General features: G+C 65.3%; 15 protein-coding genes. 4 read left to right on the top strand and 11 right to left on the bottom strand.

The genetic code is table 11. From position 1 onward, the window contains the following. Nucleotides 1-5 precede the first annotated feature (5 nt). On the bottom strand, nt 6-2,270 hold the full coding sequence (locus WFP36_RS08005) for an NADP-dependent malic enzyme (RefSeq protein WP_336979480.1): 2,265 nt from the start codon (nt 2,268-2,270) through the stop codon (nt 6-8). Between the two features lie 113 nt (nt 2,271-2,383). Between WFP36_RS08005 and mutS the strand changes: the two genes are divergently transcribed. Continuing rightward, a complete protein-coding gene (mutS, locus tag WFP36_RS08000; RefSeq protein ID WP_336979478.1) occupies nt 2,384-4,984 on the top strand; it encodes a DNA mismatch repair protein MutS in 2,601 nt (866 codons plus the stop codon). Between the two features lie 49 nt (nt 4,985-5,033). Next, nucleotides 5,034-5,450 (top strand): hypothetical protein, encoded by a 417-nt coding sequence (locus tag WFP36_RS07995; RefSeq protein WP_336979476.1) that lies wholly within the window; start codon nt 5,034-5,036, stop codon nt 5,448-5,450. A 19-nt stretch (nt 5,451-5,469) separates the two neighbouring features. Here WFP36_RS07995 and WFP36_RS07990 read toward each other — a convergent pair whose 3' ends face one another. The 4 genes from WFP36_RS07990 to gluQRS form a co-directional block, all read right to left on the bottom strand. Further along, on the bottom strand, nt 5,470-6,339 hold the full coding sequence (locus WFP36_RS07990; protein WP_336979474.1) for a 3-hydroxyacyl-CoA dehydrogenase family protein: 870 nt from the start codon (nt 6,337-6,339) through the stop codon (nt 5,470-5,472). A 159-nt stretch (nt 6,340-6,498) separates the two neighbouring features. Continuing rightward, nucleotides 6,499-7,083, bottom strand: coding sequence for a cob(I)yrinic acid a,c-diamide adenosyltransferase (locus WFP36_RS07985; RefSeq protein ID WP_336979473.1), 585 nt, complete (start codon nt 7,081-7,083; stop codon nt 6,499-6,501). Between the two features lie 20 nt (nt 7,084-7,103). Then, nucleotides 7,104-7,334 carry a hypothetical protein gene (locus tag WFP36_RS07980; protein WP_336979472.1) on the bottom strand — a complete coding sequence of 77 codons (231 nt, stop codon included), beginning with the start codon at nt 7,332-7,334 and terminating at the stop codon, nt 7,104-7,106. After that, nucleotides 7,331-8,188 (bottom strand): tRNA glutamyl-Q(34) synthetase GluQRS, encoded by an 858-nt coding sequence (gene gluQRS, locus WFP36_RS07975; RefSeq protein ID WP_336979470.1) that lies wholly within the window; start codon nt 8,186-8,188, stop codon nt 7,331-7,333. The genes WFP36_RS07980 and gluQRS overlap by 4 nt, the downstream gene beginning before the upstream one ends. A gap of 121 nt (nt 8,189-8,309) precedes the next feature. Between gluQRS and WFP36_RS07970 the strand changes: the two genes are divergently transcribed. Next, entirely contained in the window at nt 8,310-8,918 is a 609-nt protein-coding gene (locus tag WFP36_RS07970) for an HNH endonuclease (RefSeq protein ID WP_419716620.1), read from the top strand. A gap of 354 nt (nt 8,919-9,272) precedes the next feature. Here the strand turns inward: WFP36_RS07970 and WFP36_RS07965 are convergent, their stop codons facing one another. From WFP36_RS07965 to dksA, 6 genes are all read right to left on the bottom strand, one after another. Beyond that, nucleotides 9,273-9,740 carry a hypothetical protein gene (locus WFP36_RS07965; protein WP_336979468.1) on the bottom strand — a complete coding sequence of 156 codons (468 nt, stop codon included), beginning with the start codon at nt 9,738-9,740 and terminating at the stop codon, nt 9,273-9,275. Between the two features lie 41 nt (nt 9,741-9,781). Then, nucleotides 9,782-10,114 (bottom strand): hypothetical protein, encoded by a 333-nt coding sequence (locus WFP36_RS07960; protein ID WP_336979467.1) that lies wholly within the window; start codon nt 10,112-10,114, stop codon nt 9,782-9,784. A gap of 305 nt (nt 10,115-10,419) precedes the next feature. Further along, nucleotides 10,420-10,836, bottom strand: a complete 417-nt coding sequence (locus WFP36_RS07955) for a DUF4112 domain-containing protein (RefSeq protein ID WP_336979466.1) — start codon at nt 10,834-10,836, stop codon at nt 10,420-10,422. 5 nt (nt 10,837-10,841) lie between these two features. Continuing rightward, nucleotides 10,842-12,311: an ABC transporter substrate-binding protein gene (locus WFP36_RS07950; RefSeq protein ID WP_336979464.1), complete on the bottom strand. Its 1,470-nt coding sequence runs from the start codon at nt 12,309-12,311 to the stop codon at nt 10,842-10,844. Between the two features lie 67 nt (nt 12,312-12,378). Further along, nucleotides 12,379-12,738, bottom strand: a complete 360-nt coding sequence (locus WFP36_RS07945; RefSeq protein ID WP_336979462.1) for a PilZ domain-containing protein — start codon at nt 12,736-12,738, stop codon at nt 12,379-12,381. A 185-nt stretch (nt 12,739-12,923) separates the two neighbouring features. Further along, nucleotides 12,924-13,382 (bottom strand): RNA polymerase-binding protein DksA, encoded by a 459-nt coding sequence (gene dksA, locus WFP36_RS07940; protein ID WP_336979460.1) that lies wholly within the window; start codon nt 13,380-13,382, stop codon nt 12,924-12,926. Between the two features lie 420 nt (nt 13,383-13,802). On the opposite strand from dksA, the gene WFP36_RS07935 reads away from it, so the two are divergent. Then, a complete protein-coding gene (locus WFP36_RS07935) occupies nt 13,803-14,039 on the top strand; it encodes an SEL1-like repeat protein (protein WP_336980034.1) in 237 nt (78 codons plus the stop codon). Nucleotides 14,040-14,043: the final 4 nt, after the last annotated feature.

Genomic DNA, 14,043 nt, shown 5'->3' with positions numbered 1-14,043 from the left:
CCGGATTACCCGACAACCCCGGCGGCGGCCAGCACGGCCAGCGTCAGCAGATCGGGCGCGATCGCCGTCATCGGGGCGATCTGCACCGGCTTTTCCATCCCGATCAGCATCGGCCCGATCGTGGCATTGCCGCCCAGTTCACGCAGCAGCTTGGCCGACAGATTCGCCGATTGCAGGCCCGGCATGATGAGCACATTCGCCGGAGCCGACAGGCGGCTGAAGGGATAGAGCTTCATCACCGTGGGGTTGAGCGCTGCATCAGGCGCCATTTCGCCTTCATATTCGAAGTCCACGCCCTGTTCGTCCAGGATGTGCACCGCGTCGCGGATGTTCATCAGCCACTTGCCCGGCGGGTTGCCGAAAGTGGAATAGGACAGGAAGGCCACGCGCGGTTCATGCCCCAGCCGCTTGGCGACCTGCGCCGCACCGCAGGCGATCTGGGCGAGTTCCTCGGCGCTGGGCCTCTCGTTGATCGTCGTATCCGCCAGGAAGGCGGTGTAGTTCTTGCCGATCATCATGTGCATGCCGAAGGGGATGGCCCCCGGCTTGGGATCGAGCACATGGCGCACTTCGCGCATGGTCTGGGCAAAGGGCCGGGTAGTGCCGGAGATCATCGCATCGCCATGGCCGAGCGCGACCAGCAGCGAGGCGAAGACATTGCGTTCCTGGTTCACCATGCGGCGCACGTCGCGTTCGGTGAAGCCCCGGCGTTGCAGCCGGTTGTAGAGGAACTCGACCATCGCCGGCACATATTCGGACACTGCCGAGTTCTGGATCTCGAACGAGTCGGGATCGCTCACGCCCAGTTCCACCAGCTTGTCGCGCACCGCCTGGGTGCGGCCGACCAGCACCGGCACGCCATAGCCGAAATCCTTGAACTGGATCGCGGCGCGCAGGGTCACTTCCTCTTCCGCCTCCGCAAACACCACTCGCTTGGGATCGCTTTGCGCATCGGCATAGACCTGGGTCAGCACCGAGGTGGTGGGGTTGAGCCGGGCCTTGAGGCTGAGGCGATAGGCCTCGAAATCCTCGATGGGCTTCGTGGCCACGCCCGTATCCATCGCCGCCTTGGCGACGGCAGCGGAAACCCGCTCCATCAGGCGCGGATCGAAGGGGGCGGGAATGATATATTCGGTGCCGAAGCTCTGGTTCTTGCCATAGGCGACCGCCACTTCTTCCGGCACGCTTTCGCGCGCCAGCGAGGCGATGGCTTCGGCGGCGGCGATCTTCATTTCTTCATTGATCGCGGTGGCCCGCACATCCAGCGCGCCGCGGAAGATGAAGGGGAAGCCCAGAACATTGTTCACCTGATTGGGATAGTCGCTGCGGCCGGTGGCGATGATCGCATCGGGGCGCACGGCCTTGGCATCGGGCGGGGTGATTTCCGGGTCCGGATTGGCCATGGCGAAGATGATCGGCTGCGGGGCCATCTTCTTCACCCATTCCGGCTTCAGTGCGCCGGCTGCAGACAGGCCCAGGAACACGTCGGCCCCGTCCAGCGCCTCTTCCAGCGTGCGCGCGGCGGTTTCCACCGCATGCGCGCTCTTCCACTGGTCCATGCTGTTGGTCCGGCCGCGATAGATCACGCCGCTGCGGTCGCACATGGTGACGTTGTCGGATCGCACGCCCATGGCCTTGATCAACGCGGTACAGGCAATGGCCGCCGCGCCCGCGCCGTTCACCACCACCTTCACGTCCTTCATGGCGCGCCCGGTGAGGTGGCAGGCATTGATCAGGCCGGCCGCGGTAATGATCGCGGTGCCGTGCTGATCGTCATGCATCACGGGAATCTTCATCCGCTCGCGCAGGGCCTGCTCGATGATGAAGCATTCGGGGGCCTTGATGTCCTCAAGGTTGATGCCGCCGAAGGTCGGCTCCATCAGGGCCACGGCATTGACGAAGGCGTCCGGGTCTTCCGTGGCGAGTTCGATATCCATCGCATCGACATCGGCGAAGCGCTTGAACAGTACCGCCTTGCCTTCCATCACCGGCTTGGCCGCCAGCGCGCCCAGATTGCCCATGCCCAGAATGGCCGTGCCATTGGTGATGACGGCAACCAGATTGCTGCGCGCGGTATAGTCTGCAGCCTTGGCCGGATCCGCGGCGATCGCTTCCACCGGAGCCGCCACGCCGGGCGAATAGGCGAGCGAAAGATCGCGCTGGGTTGCCACCGGCTTAGACGGGATGATCTCGATCTTACCGGGGCGGATGGTCTCGTGGTAGAAAAGCGCCTCGCGGGTGGTGAAACGCGGATTTTCGTCGTCGGCCAAGAATTCCTCCCTGTGTGCAAATCCGCAGTAACCCGCCGAAGCGCGACGCGATAGGGGAAAGCTTGGTTTTCGCCCTCCCGAATCGCGGTTTTGCCGTCTAACCCCCGATGAGCATGTCCGGTTCCGCAACCCCGATGATGGAGCAGTATTTCGCGCTCAAGGCGGAGGCCGGCGATTGCCTGCTGTTCTACCGCATGGGCGACTTCTTCGAGCTGTTCTTCGAGGATGCCCGCACCGCCAGCCAGGTGCTGGATATCGCGCTGACCAGCCGGGGCGAACATGGCGGCACGCCCGTGCCGATGTGCGGCGTGCCGGTCCATGCGGCGGAAGGCTATCTCGCCCGGCTGATCAAGGCTGGCTGCCGGGTGGCGATTGCCGAACAGGTCGAAACCCCGGAGGAAGCCAAGGCGCGCGGCGGCTACAAGGCGCTGGTCAAACGCGACATTGTGCGCTTCGTCACGGCGGGCACCCTGACCGAGGAAGCGCTGCTCGAACCGCGCCGCGCCAATATGCTGGCCGCCGTGTGCGATTTGCGCGGTACGATCGGCATTGCCGCTTGCGATATTTCCACCGGGCGGATGGAACTGGAAGAATGCGCACCCGAACGCATGGGCGCCGCCCTTGCCCGGATCGGCGCGAGCGAGCTGATCGTCCCCGAAGGCTGGGACGAGGCGCCCTTCGACGGTATCCCCCGCCCGCGCACCACTTTCGCCAGCGATGAGGGCGAGGCACGGCTGAAACGCCTGCACGAAGTCGCCACGCTGGACGCCTTCGGTAGTTTCACCCGCGCCATGCTGGCGGCAGCGGGCGGGCTCGTCTCCTATCTGGAGCATGTCGGGCGCGGCAAGCTGCCCTTCCTCCTCCCGCCGGAAGCCCGCGCGGGCGAGGAACGGCTGGCGATGGACGAGGCGACGAGGAACAGCCTCGAAATCCTATCCAGCCAGCAGGGCGGCCGGGCCGGAAGCCTGATCGCGGCAGTGGATCGCTGCGTGACCGGCGCGGGCGCACGCCAGCTGGCAGACGATCTTTCCGCTCCGCTGACCGATGCCGATGCCATCACCGCCCGGCTGGCGCTGGTGCAATATTTCCATGAAGACCCGCTGCTGCGTGCCGACCTGCGCGAAGTGCTGCGCGGTGCGCCCGATATCGGCCGCGCGCTGGGCCGGATCGTGGCCGGGCGCGGTTCCCCGCGCGATCTCGGCCAGATCCGCGACGGGCTGAACGAGGCGCGCAACATCGGCGAGCATCTGCAGCGCCGCAATGGCAGGCCAGAGTTGCTCGACGCACTGCTGCCCAAGCTGGGCGGCCATGGCGCGCTGACCGATCTGCTCGGCCGCGCGCTCGTTCCCTCCCCTCCCACGGAACGCAGCCAGGGCGGCTTCATCGCCGAGGGTTACGACCATGCGCTGGACGAATTGCGCGCCGTATCGGGCAATGCCCGCCGCGCCATCGCCGCGATGGAGGCCCGCTATCGCGACGATACAGGGATTTCCGCCCTGAAGATCCGCCACAATGGCGTGCTGGGCTATTTCATCGAAGTGCCCGCCCGCTATGGCGACAAGCTCATGGCTCCCGATAGCGGCTTCACTCACCGCCAGACCATGGCCAATGCGGTGCGCTTCAATTCGCTGCAGCTGCATGAGGAAGCCAGCCGCATCGCGGAAGCGGGCGGCCATGCGCTGGCGGCGGAAGAGGCGCATTTCGAGGAACTGACCGCCGCCGTGGCGGCCGCGCGCGAGCAGATCGCCAGCACTGCCGCCGCCCTTGCCCGCATCGACGTGGCCGCCGGGCAGGCCGAGCGTGCCGCCGAGGGCAATTGGTGCCGCCCGGAGATTTCCGAAGGCCTTTCGCTCGACATCAAAGGCGGGCGCCATCCGGTGGTGGAGCAGGCACTGGCATCCTCGGGCGAGCGTTTCGTCGCCAATGACTGCATCCTTTCGCCTGTCGACCGGCTGTGGCTGATCGGCGGGCCGAACATGGGCGGCAAGTCGACTTTCCTGCGCCAGAACGCGCTGATCGTGCTGCTGGCGCAGGCAGGCGGCTATGTCCCCGCCGAAGCCGCGCGGGTCGGGCTGGTGGACCGGCTGTTCAGCCGCGTGGGCGCATCCGACAATCTGGCGCGCGGGCGTTCGACCTTCATGGTCGAGATGGTGGAGACCGCCGCGATCCTTGCCCAGGCGAGCGAGCGCAGCTTCGTGATCCTCGACGAGGTCGGGCGCGGCACTTCCACTTATGACGGGCTGGCGCTGGCATGGGCCGTGGTGGAAGCGGTGCATGAAAAGAACCGCTGCCGCTGCCTGTTCGCCACCCATTATCACGAACTGGCCCGCCTTGCCGAAACCTGCGAAGCCCTGTCGCTCCACCATGTCCGCGCGCGCGAATGGAAGGGCGATCTGGTGCTGCTGCACGAATTGAGCACTGGCCCGGCAGACCGCTCCTACGGCCTGGCCGTCGCCCGGCTGGCAGGCGTTCCGGACCTCGTGGTGAAGCGCGCAAGGCAGGTGCTCGACAAGCTTGAACAGGGCCGCGCGCAGACGGGCGGGCTCGCCGCCGGGCTGGGCGACCTGCCGCTGTTCGCCGCGGCCCAGGTGCATGAGGAAGAAGCGCGCGACACTTTGCGCGACCGGCTGGAAGAGCTGGATATCGACGCACTGAGCCCGCGCGAGGCGCTGGACCTGCTCTACGAACTGAAGCGCCTTTCCGCGCAGGGGTGAAGCGCGGCCCTTACCCGGTATTAACCCTGTGGGCGTATCCCACGGGACCATGAATCAGTTCATCTTCAAGAACCGCTGGTTCGCGGTCGGCTTCGTGGCGTTCATCCTGCTGAGCGCCTATTTGCTGGTGGGCGATGAGAGGGGCGGTCTTGTCACAGGTCTGACCGGGAGCCTTGCCGGAGATCAGCAGGATCAGACGGAACCGCAGCCGGCCAATGCCGGCCAGGCCGCGCCGCCGCCAATGCTCTCCGAATCGGAGATGGAGCAGGATAATGTCGACCATCTGGAAGACGAGGAACTGATCGATCCGGCGAGCGGCACAGACCCCACCCCGCCCGACATTATGGGACAATCCGAAGAAGAAGCAGGCGGCGAAAGCCCCCCGGAAGCGGACAATGCACAATCTGCCCCCCGAGTGATCGAATATGTCAACGGCGTGCCGGTACTCGACCGGTTGCCACAATAAGGCTGCGCCGGATCGCGGCTCAGACGGCCGGTACCGGCACCTCGCCCGAATAATCGTAGAAGCCGCGCCCGGTCTTGCGGCCGAGCCAGCCGGCATCGACATATTTCGCCAGCAGAGGCGCCGGGCGATATTTGGAATCGCCGGTGGAGGCGAAGATCACCTTCACGATCTCCAGGCAGGTATCCAGCCCGATGAAGTCCGCCAGTTCGAGCGGGCCCATCGGGTGATTGAGGCCCAGCCGCGCGCCCTTGTCGATATCGGCGACATTGGCCGTGCCCTGCCCTAGCACGAAACATGCCTCGTTGATCATCGGCAGCAGGATGCGGTTGACGACGAAGCCCGGCTCGTCCCCGCTCAGCACTACCTGCTTGCCCAGGCTTTCGGCAAAGGCGCGAGTGCGAGTGACGGTATCGGGGCTGGTGGCAAGGCCGGGGATCACTTCGATCAATTGCATCAGCGGCACGGGGTTGAAGAAGTGCAGCCCGATGAAGCGCGCCGGGTCCACCGTGCCTGCCGCCATGCGAGTGATGGGAATGGAACTGGTGTTGCTGGCCAGGATCGCACCTGCGCCCAGCACTTCGCCTGCATGCGCGAAGATCGCGCGCTTGATATCCTCGCGCTCGGTCGCGGCCTCGATGATGATGCCCGCCCCGGCCATCGGCGCATAATCGGCCACGGGCACGATCCGGGCGAGCGTGGCGGAAGCATCGCCAGCGCTGATCTTTTCCTTCTCCACCAGCCGGGCGAGGGTCTTCTCGATCTTCGCCTTGGCCTTTTCGGCCAGCGCCAGATCGACATCGCACAGCAGCACTTCGATACCGCGCTGGGCCACGGTCTGGGCGATGCCCGATCCCATCTGGCCCGCCCCGATCACGCCGACGATGTCCATGTGCTCAAGTCCTTCGCAATTGCGGCACAAGCTTAGCCATTATGCAGATTCCACGCCATGATTCGTCATTGCGAGGGACCGCAGGTCCCGCGGCAATCCAGGGCGGAACGCGCTGGGCCCTGGATTGCGTCGCTGCGCTCGCAATGACGAATGTTGTTTCTACCGCCCGGCCCCCGGCTGCCACAGCACATCGCCGCCGGCATCGACATTGAGCGCGCGGGCGAGGACGAACAGCCAGTCCGACAGGCGGTTGATGTAATGCAGCGCTGCCGGGTTCACCGGCTCGGCCTGAGCCAGAGCGGCCATGGCGCGTTCCGCCCGGCGCACGGCGGCGCGGGCAATATGGGCGCGGGCGGCCGCTTCGGTGCCGCCGGGCAGAATGAAGCTGCGCAGCGGCCCCACCCCTTCGTTCAGCACGTCGATTGCCGCTTCCAGCGCCGCGACCTGCGCGGGCACGATGCGCAGCACCATTTCGGACGGAGTGAAATCCTCGCCGCCGATCCCGCCCAACGGCGTGGCAAGATCCGCCCCCAGATCGAACAGATCGTTCTGCGCGCGGGTCACGCCTGCCAGATGCGGAGTGCCCGCCAGAGCCACTGCCAGCAGGCCGAGGGCGCAATTCGCCTCGTCCACCGCGCCGATGGCTTCGAAGCGGGGATCGGACTTTACCCGGCGCGATCCGTCGACAAGGCCCGAAGTCCCGTCATCCCCGGTGCGGGTATAGATCTTGGAAAGCCGGACCACGCCCCCGCGCCGTCAGCCGGTCAACGGCCTGCGGCAAGGATGATGACGATCACCACGATGGCCAGCGCCTGGTACTTGATGCGCGCGAACATCATCTTGTTCTGCTGCAATTGCAGCTCGCGCAGATTGGTGGTGCCGCCATTGTCGATATCGCGGCGGGTCGTCTGCAGAAAGGCGACGATGCCGCGCACGAGCGAATAGACCACCATGGCCATCAGGCCGAGCAGGACGATGACGAGGAACGTGTTCATACGCCTCTATCTAGGCCTTTGCTGAGCGAAATGCCAGATGGCAGAACCCTGTCCCTCAGGGCAGCGGCAAGTGCCCTCCCGTCCTCTCCGGCCAGCCGCAATTCGGTGAGGCCCAGCGAGCCCGAGCCCGAGCCGCGCCTTTTGGCCAGCTTCCTGCCCTCCCCATCCACCAGCAGCCGGTGGTGATGCCAGACCGGCACCGGCAGGCCGAGCAGAGCCTGCAGCAGCCGGTGGACATGGCTGGCCGGGAACAGGTCCATCCCGCGCGTGACCAGCGTGACCCCATCCGCCGCATCGTCCAGCGTGGCGGCAAGGTGATAGCTGGCGGGCGCTTCCTTGCGCAGCAGCACCACATCGCCGAAGATTTCCGGCGTGGCGCGCTGCACGCCTGCCAGTTCGTCCGTCCATTCGAGCGGCCCGGCCAGCGCCGCGGCCTTGGCCATGTCGATCCGCCAGGCGACCTCGCCCGAAGGATCGAGATGGCGCCCCCGGCAGGTGCCGGGATAGAGCGGCCCGTCCGGCCCCATATCAACCGCCGCCGCCGCGATCTGCGCCCTAGTGCAGGTGCAGGGATAGAGCAGGCCCAGGGCCTTCAATCGCTCCGCCGCGGCCTCGTAACTGGCAAGGCGCGAGGATTGGCGGGGCACTTCCTCCCATTCCAGCCCCAGCCAGGCGAGGTCGGCGCGGAAGGCCTCGGCCAGTTCCGACCGGCTGCGCGCGCCGTCGATATCCTCGATCCGCAGCAGGAAGCGCCCGCCCCTTTCCCGCGCCAGATCATGCGCCACCACGGCCGCGAAGGCGTGGCCCAGATGGAGCGGCCCATTGGGGCTGGGGGCAAAACGGGTAACGATCATGCGAAGTGCGGGTTCTTTCGGGCGCGAATCGGCAAAAATCCTGTGGATTCGCGATTTGTAACAGGCTTGACGCTTTTCAAGGCAAATGCTCCCTTGCGCCAATCAGGGAGGACACCAGCACGTGTTCAACGCCGAACTGATCGAACGGGCAGCACGCTTCCGCACGGCGGAGGGGGATCCGTTGCGGAGGCTGGAAAGCTGCCCCGCCCTGGTCCTCAACGCCGATTACACCCCGCTGTCCTATTACCCGCTCAGCCTGTGGCCGTGGCAGACGGCGATCAAGGCGATATTCCTCGAACGGGTGGACATCGTCGCCAGCTATGAGCGGGAAGTGCATTCGCCTTCGCTGGACATGAAGATCCCCTCGGTGATCGCGCTGCGGCAATATGTCCGGCCCAACGAATTTCCCGCCTTCACGCGCTTCAACCTGTTCCTGCGCGACAGGTTCACTTGCCAATATTGCGGCAGCCCGGAACATCTGACTTTCGATCATGTGATCCCGCGCCGTCTGGGCGGCAAGACCACGTGGGAGAACATCCTCACCGCCTGCGCGCCCTGCAACCTGAAGAAGGGCGGCCGCACCCCGGCCCAGGCCCACATGCCCCCACTGGTCGCGCCGATCCGCCCGACCAGCTGGCAATTGCAGCAACAGGGCCGCAGCTTCCCGCCCAATTACCTGCACGAAACCTGGCGCGACTGGCTCTATTGGGACATCGAACTGGAAGCCTGACAGCCTTGCGAAAGTGACACGCAACGGGCGGCGAAACCCTGTGACCTTCGGGGTGGGCTTTTCGGCATCAGGGGATTTGGGCCGCCCGAAAAACGGCGGTTTTGCGTGGGTTTCCCGATATTTTTTGCGGTGGATCGCGTTTTGGGCATGCGCTTCCGCGCTGGCAATGTGTGACTTTCCCCGCGGGCGCTGTACCGCCCTTTTCGGGGCGACAGATTGAACCGGAAAGGCGCGCTGAACGATCATCGCGCAGGATGAAGCAGATTCCGGCCAAGTAGGAAAATGATTGTTCGGGCAGGGCAAGGGCGCCCCCTTCCTCCCATCGTCATTCCCGCGCAGGCGGGAATCCAGCCCTCAGGCTTCACCGTTACATCGGGCGCTCTCGACCTTCCGTGATCGCGGGTCGAAAACGATTTCGATCAGCGCGCACCCTCCATCTGTGAAATACGGCAGGGCGTCAGGGTCATCGAACCAACGCGATTCATCGGCCTTGCCAAATGCGGCGACACCTTGCGCATCCTCGCGCACCATTTCCGCGACTTCTTCCTTTGTGCAGGGCCTGCTCTTGAAATCTCCAAGCGCCACCTCACACCCGTCGGCCCAGAGGGATTCTCGGGGTTCTCTTGGAATGACGTAAACCGCAATGACTTTTCCGTCCGACCCCATGGCATAATTGCGGGAATAGTCATCGATCGGCCGCGCGCCTTCGGGCAAACGCACGATTTCCTCGATAGTGCTCATCAAGCCCTGATGTTCGGAAGGCTGGCCCGCACAATTGCCGACCGAGGTGAGAAGCGACATCAAGAGGAAACCCGATTTCATGGCTCGGGGATGCCCTGAAAAGCCACCACTCGCAATCCGCGCTACTTCTCCCCTTCAGTCTCCGCGAACTCTACATGCGCAATGTCCACCAGATAGGCTGGCGGCGCGTGATTCTCGCCTGAGACCGCAACGGTGAGCTTACTGCGCGGTCTGCCCGGATAGGCTTGCATCGCGCCCGGCTCCCGCTGGTCCGATATCAGCAGGCCCGCCCAGCGGCTCACGCAATCGATAACCGCTGCGTCCCTGTCATCGAAAGCGACAAATTCGCGAACTTCGCCGTCAAACGCCGGGACTTTGCGCCACACGGCGCCTTCCAACCCAGCGCTGCGGCTGCATGAGCGGAATATGTGATCGAAATAGCGCTGCTTGGCCATGCCGGAATTCGCATAGGCGATGGGAGTCAGGAGAATTGCCGACAGCGCCGCAACTGCAGCGATTTTCGGCCAGCGCGACTGCCCCTTTCCGCCCATGGCACGGCTCCCTTGCCAGACAGCCCCGGATTGTTAACGAGGCAGCACACCAGGGGCAATCGCCAAGGTCTCGCGCCCTTAACCCACCTCCATTCGCCCTGAGCCTGTCGAAGGACGCGCACTGCCATCTGATCGAGGGAATTCAGCCCAACCCCGCCGTCCCGCGCGTCCTTCGACAGGCTCAGGACGAACGGACTGCAGGTGATACCCTACCCCTCGATGATCCGCGTCGAGGGGTGATGCTTGTCCAGGTGCTTCTTCACGATCTTCAGATTGCGGCTGTTGGAGCGATAGAGCACGTCGAACAAATCGCCCGCCACCGGGATCGCGCCCAGGGCCGTGTCGAAGGCGATATTGGCGGCCATGCGCGCCAGTTTCCATTTGGGCAGGCCCAGATTGCGCGCTTCCCACACGATATAGGCGCCCATGGCGGCGGTCAGCACATCGCCCACTACAGGCACGAGGCCGATGACAGCGTCGAGGCCCACGGCGCGGTTGATGCCGGGGATGGTGAAGCTGCGTTCCAGCACCATTTCCATCGCTTCGATGCGCTGGCGCACGGAGGCGGGATCGGTGCCCACTGGCAGGCTTGTGCCCATGGGGCGGGGGCGGCTCGTCTGGCTCATTCCCTCTATCTGGTAACGGTGGCCAGTTCCGGCAAGGGATGGAACGCCCAGGCGTTGGCGGCGAACCCGTCCACCCCGGCACGCACGAGCGACCAGCGCAGGGGCGCACCGAAGGGAATATAGGCGTCGAGCGCGGTCAGTTCGGCCTCCGCCTCGGCCATCAGGGCGGCGCGTTCGTCCGGGTCCTGGCTGCGCGAGGCTTCTTCCACCCGGGCATCGGCCTCGGCCGAGCAGAACCCCCGCTGCAGGCCGCAATTGAACTGGTTGAGGAACCAGCGCGCATTGGCATAGCGGGCCACGCGGTCCACCAGTTCCAGGTCGGGCCGTTCACCCGTCCTCGCCCGGCGCAGAGTAACGCCGATGGCCGCCATGTCGCGCGAGAGGCCGCCGAACAGCAGATCGCCGCCCGGCCCCTGCGGCAGGGCGATGGAGATGACGGGCGCCGCGCCGCCATTGACGGACTTCCACATATTCACTCGCGCCACGGCCGCGATGCGCCGCTGGGCAAGCGCAGTGCCTTCCCAGCGTTCGCCGATAGTGCCGAGATCGCCCGGCAGGCCCGGCGGCACGAGCCGCGTGGTGGGCTGCCAGCCACCGACATTGAACGGGGCGATCAGCGCCGCCCGGTCGATAGCCATCGAAACCGCTTCCCGGCCCGAAGCATCGCCCAGCAGCCCCTGCGCATTGCGCACTGCCAAGCCGAACAAGCCGATTGCCTGATCGACCCGCACCGTCCCGCGCGAGAGCGGGCCGGTATCGACCAGTGGCAGGCTTTCGATCCGGCCGTTGAGCACCACATCGACCTGCCCTTCGTCGAACAGGGCGACTGCCCGCTTCGCATCGGTCCCGTGGACCCGCAGTTCGCGGACATCCTCCTGCCAGTTTTCCCGCACGGGCAGGCCCCGCGCCTCGGGCGCGAGCATGGAAAGGACCGCCGTCTTTTCCACCTTGCGCAGGCTCATCGGGCCAGTGCCGCGCCCATTGTGAGGCAGGCCAAGCTCCGGCTGGGCCAGCAATTGCAGGAAATCGGGCATCGGGCCCTTGAGGCGGATTTCCACCACTCGCCCCGCCATGGCGCGAATCTCGTCGATCTGGGCAAGGTCATAGCCCAGCGAGGTTCCCGCAAGGCTGCGGACCACGCGGCGCAGGGCAGTGCGGGCGCTTTCGCCGGTCAGTTCGCTGCCATCGGGCCAGGTCCCGTCACGCAGGCGGAAGATGTAGCTCTGCCCGTCCTCGGTCACGATCCAGCGGTCGGCCAGTCCGGGGATCACCTGCCCCTGCGCATCGAGCCCGACCAGTCCCTCGGTCGTCGCCGCATGGACATGCTGGCCGGCCACGGAGAGCAGCACGCCGCTCTGGAACGGATCGTCCGCCCCGCCCACGATGGCCACTTCCAGCGCACCGTCATTGCCCCGCCCGCAGGCAGCGGCAAACAGGGCCAGACCGACGGCCAGGATGCGAAGGAGGCGAGACATCTGCGTCAGCCGTAAGCCCTGCAGCGGCGCGCTTCAATGGGCCCCATCGCGTTGGGCCCGGCGATTGTCAGATCTTGCGGAGCTTGGACGCTTCCGGGAGGCCGCTTGCCAGCGGCGGGCGCACGAAGCGGGGAGTTTGCAGCTCTGTTTCGGAAGAGATCGGCGACGGCGTGAGGACCAGCCGGTGGTCCACTTCCTCGAGGAAGGCGATGCCGAAGCGATTATCCTGCTTCCAGGCAACGGTGCCGTCCACCCAGCCGATATTGCGCAGGTCGACGCTCACCAGCGAACCGCGGGAGACCTTCACATCCCCTTCGGCCATCATCCCGGCTGCGGAAAGGTTGCGCACCTTCACCCGGTGCTCCGTGCCGCTGGCGTCGCCCTCGACCTTGCACCTGGCCATTACGAACAGGCTGTCGCGCGACATTTGGCGTGTGTCGACGTTGCTCATTCGCTTGCTACCCAACCCTTTGCTACACGGGGCGCGCACGGCCCGATTCCGGCCTTTTGCCCACCGGTTGGCCCGTGCATAGCACCGCACTCGCAAACAAAGCATTAATCGCGCGAAGGGGCGGAAATCCGCGAATCCCGAAGGGTTTCGCGGGGCTTCCGTCAATCGTCGCGAGAGATCTTTTCGCGCCGTTCGTGGGCTTCCTGCGCTTCCACCGTCATGGTGGCGATCGGGCGAGCGATCAGGCGCTTGATGCCGATCGGATCGCCGGTCACTTCGCAAAAGCCATATTCGCCCTTGTCGATGCGGCGCAGGGCCGAATCGATCTTGGCGATCAGCTTGCGCTGCCGGTCGCGAGTCCGCAGCTCGATCCCCCAATCGGTCTCGCTCGAGGCGCGATCGTTGAGGTCCGGCTCGCGGATCGGGCCATCCTGCAGCGATTGCAGCGTGCCCTCCGAAGCGGAAAGGATCGACTTTTTCCATTCGACGAGCAGCGAGCGGAAATATTCCACCTGCTGGTCGCTCATGTACTCTTCGTCATCGGAAGGCGTGTAGTCGCTACCAAGCGTACGACGCGCCTTTGCTAGAATATCGATATCGTCACCGGCAACCGAAGCCATCGAGTCACTCCGTGTCCAAGTTCTCTCCCGGGAACCGGCAATTTGCCCTGCATGCCCCAGGTTTTCCCAGTAGCGCGTCCGGTCTGGTTTGGGGGCGCCTATAGGGTGCGGCCATGGGCGGCACAAGCGGCAATCGCGGGATATCACCGGAGGATAAGAGCTATTCCTAAGGCGGCGAAACCCCGCCACCCCGCGCGCTTCCTTGGTTTCCCGCAAATGACGTTAACCATTTATTGACCATGGCGACCCCACCTTCTCCTCAGGGGCAGGCAAAGTGCCGCTCCGGACAGGGGTAAATTGGGGGTACGAATCATGGGACTTCGCCTGATCGAACAGACCGCTCCGGCGGCGAACACCGCCACCATCGGAAACAACACCGGCGCCGACAAGCTTGTCGCCGCCTGCCTCGCCGCCGCCGCGATGGGCGATATCAATGCCTATTTCGACCTGGGCGTGGCCTTCTCCACCGGCAGCCACGGCGCGCAATGCGATCTGATCGAAGCGCATAAATGGTTCAACCTCGCCGCAGCGCAGGGGCATGACGAAGCCGCCTGGTGCCGCGCCGACGTGGCCGACGAGATGACCGCCCGCGAAATCGCCGAAGCCCAGCGCCGCGCGCGCCAGTGGCTGATTGCGATCGACCGCCGCGCGGCCTGAGGGC

It is taken from the genome of Fulverythrobacter fulvus, assembly GCF_037154085.1.
In the GTDB taxonomy this organism is placed as follows: Bacteria; Pseudomonadota; Alphaproteobacteria; order Sphingomonadales; family Sphingomonadaceae; genus Andeanibacterium; species Andeanibacterium fulvum.
Note: the sequence above shows the minus strand (reverse complement) of the source record. Positions and strands in the feature narration are given on the sequence as shown.

Coding starts and splice junctions, on each gene's coding strand:
- WFP36_RS07990 (WP_336979474.1), bottom strand. CDS start 6,339: ATGGACATCGTCGGCGTGATCGGGGCGGGCCAGATGGGATCGGGCATC.
- WFP36_RS07950 (WP_336979464.1), bottom strand. CDS start 12,311: ATGTCTCGCCTCCTTCGCATCCTGGCCGTCGGTCTGGCCCTGTTTGCC.
- WFP36_RS07980 (WP_336979472.1), bottom strand. CDS start 7,334: ATGAACACGTTCCTCGTCATCGTCCTGCTCGGCCTGATGGCCATGGTG.
- dksA (WP_336979460.1), bottom strand. CDS start 13,382: ATGGCTTCGGTTGCCGGTGACGATATCGATATTCTAGCAAAGGCGCGT.
- WFP36_RS07955 (WP_336979466.1), bottom strand. CDS start 10,836: ATGAGCCAGACGAGCCGCCCCCGCCCCATGGGCACAAGCCTGCCAGTG.
- mutS (WP_336979478.1), top strand. CDS start 2,384: ATGTCCGGTTCCGCAACCCCGATGATGGAGCAGTATTTCGCGCTCAAG.
- WFP36_RS07960 (WP_336979467.1), bottom strand. CDS start 10,114: ATGGCCAAGCAGCGCTATTTCGATCACATATTCCGCTCATGCAGCCGC.
- WFP36_RS07995 (WP_336979476.1), top strand. CDS start 5,034: ATGAATCAGTTCATCTTCAAGAACCGCTGGTTCGCGGTCGGCTTCGTG.
- gluQRS (WP_336979470.1), bottom strand. CDS start 8,188: ATGATCGTTACCCGTTTTGCCCCCAGCCCCAATGGGCCGCTCCATCTG.
- WFP36_RS07945 (WP_336979462.1), bottom strand. CDS start 12,738: ATGTCGCGCGACAGCCTGTTCGTAATGGCCAGGTGCAAGGTCGAGGGC.
- WFP36_RS07935 (WP_336980034.1), top strand. CDS start 13,803: ATGGGCGATATCAATGCCTATTTCGACCTGGGCGTGGCCTTCTCCACC.
- WFP36_RS07965 (WP_336979468.1), bottom strand. CDS start 9,740: ATGAAATCGGGTTTCCTCTTGATGTCGCTTCTCACCTCGGTCGGCAAT.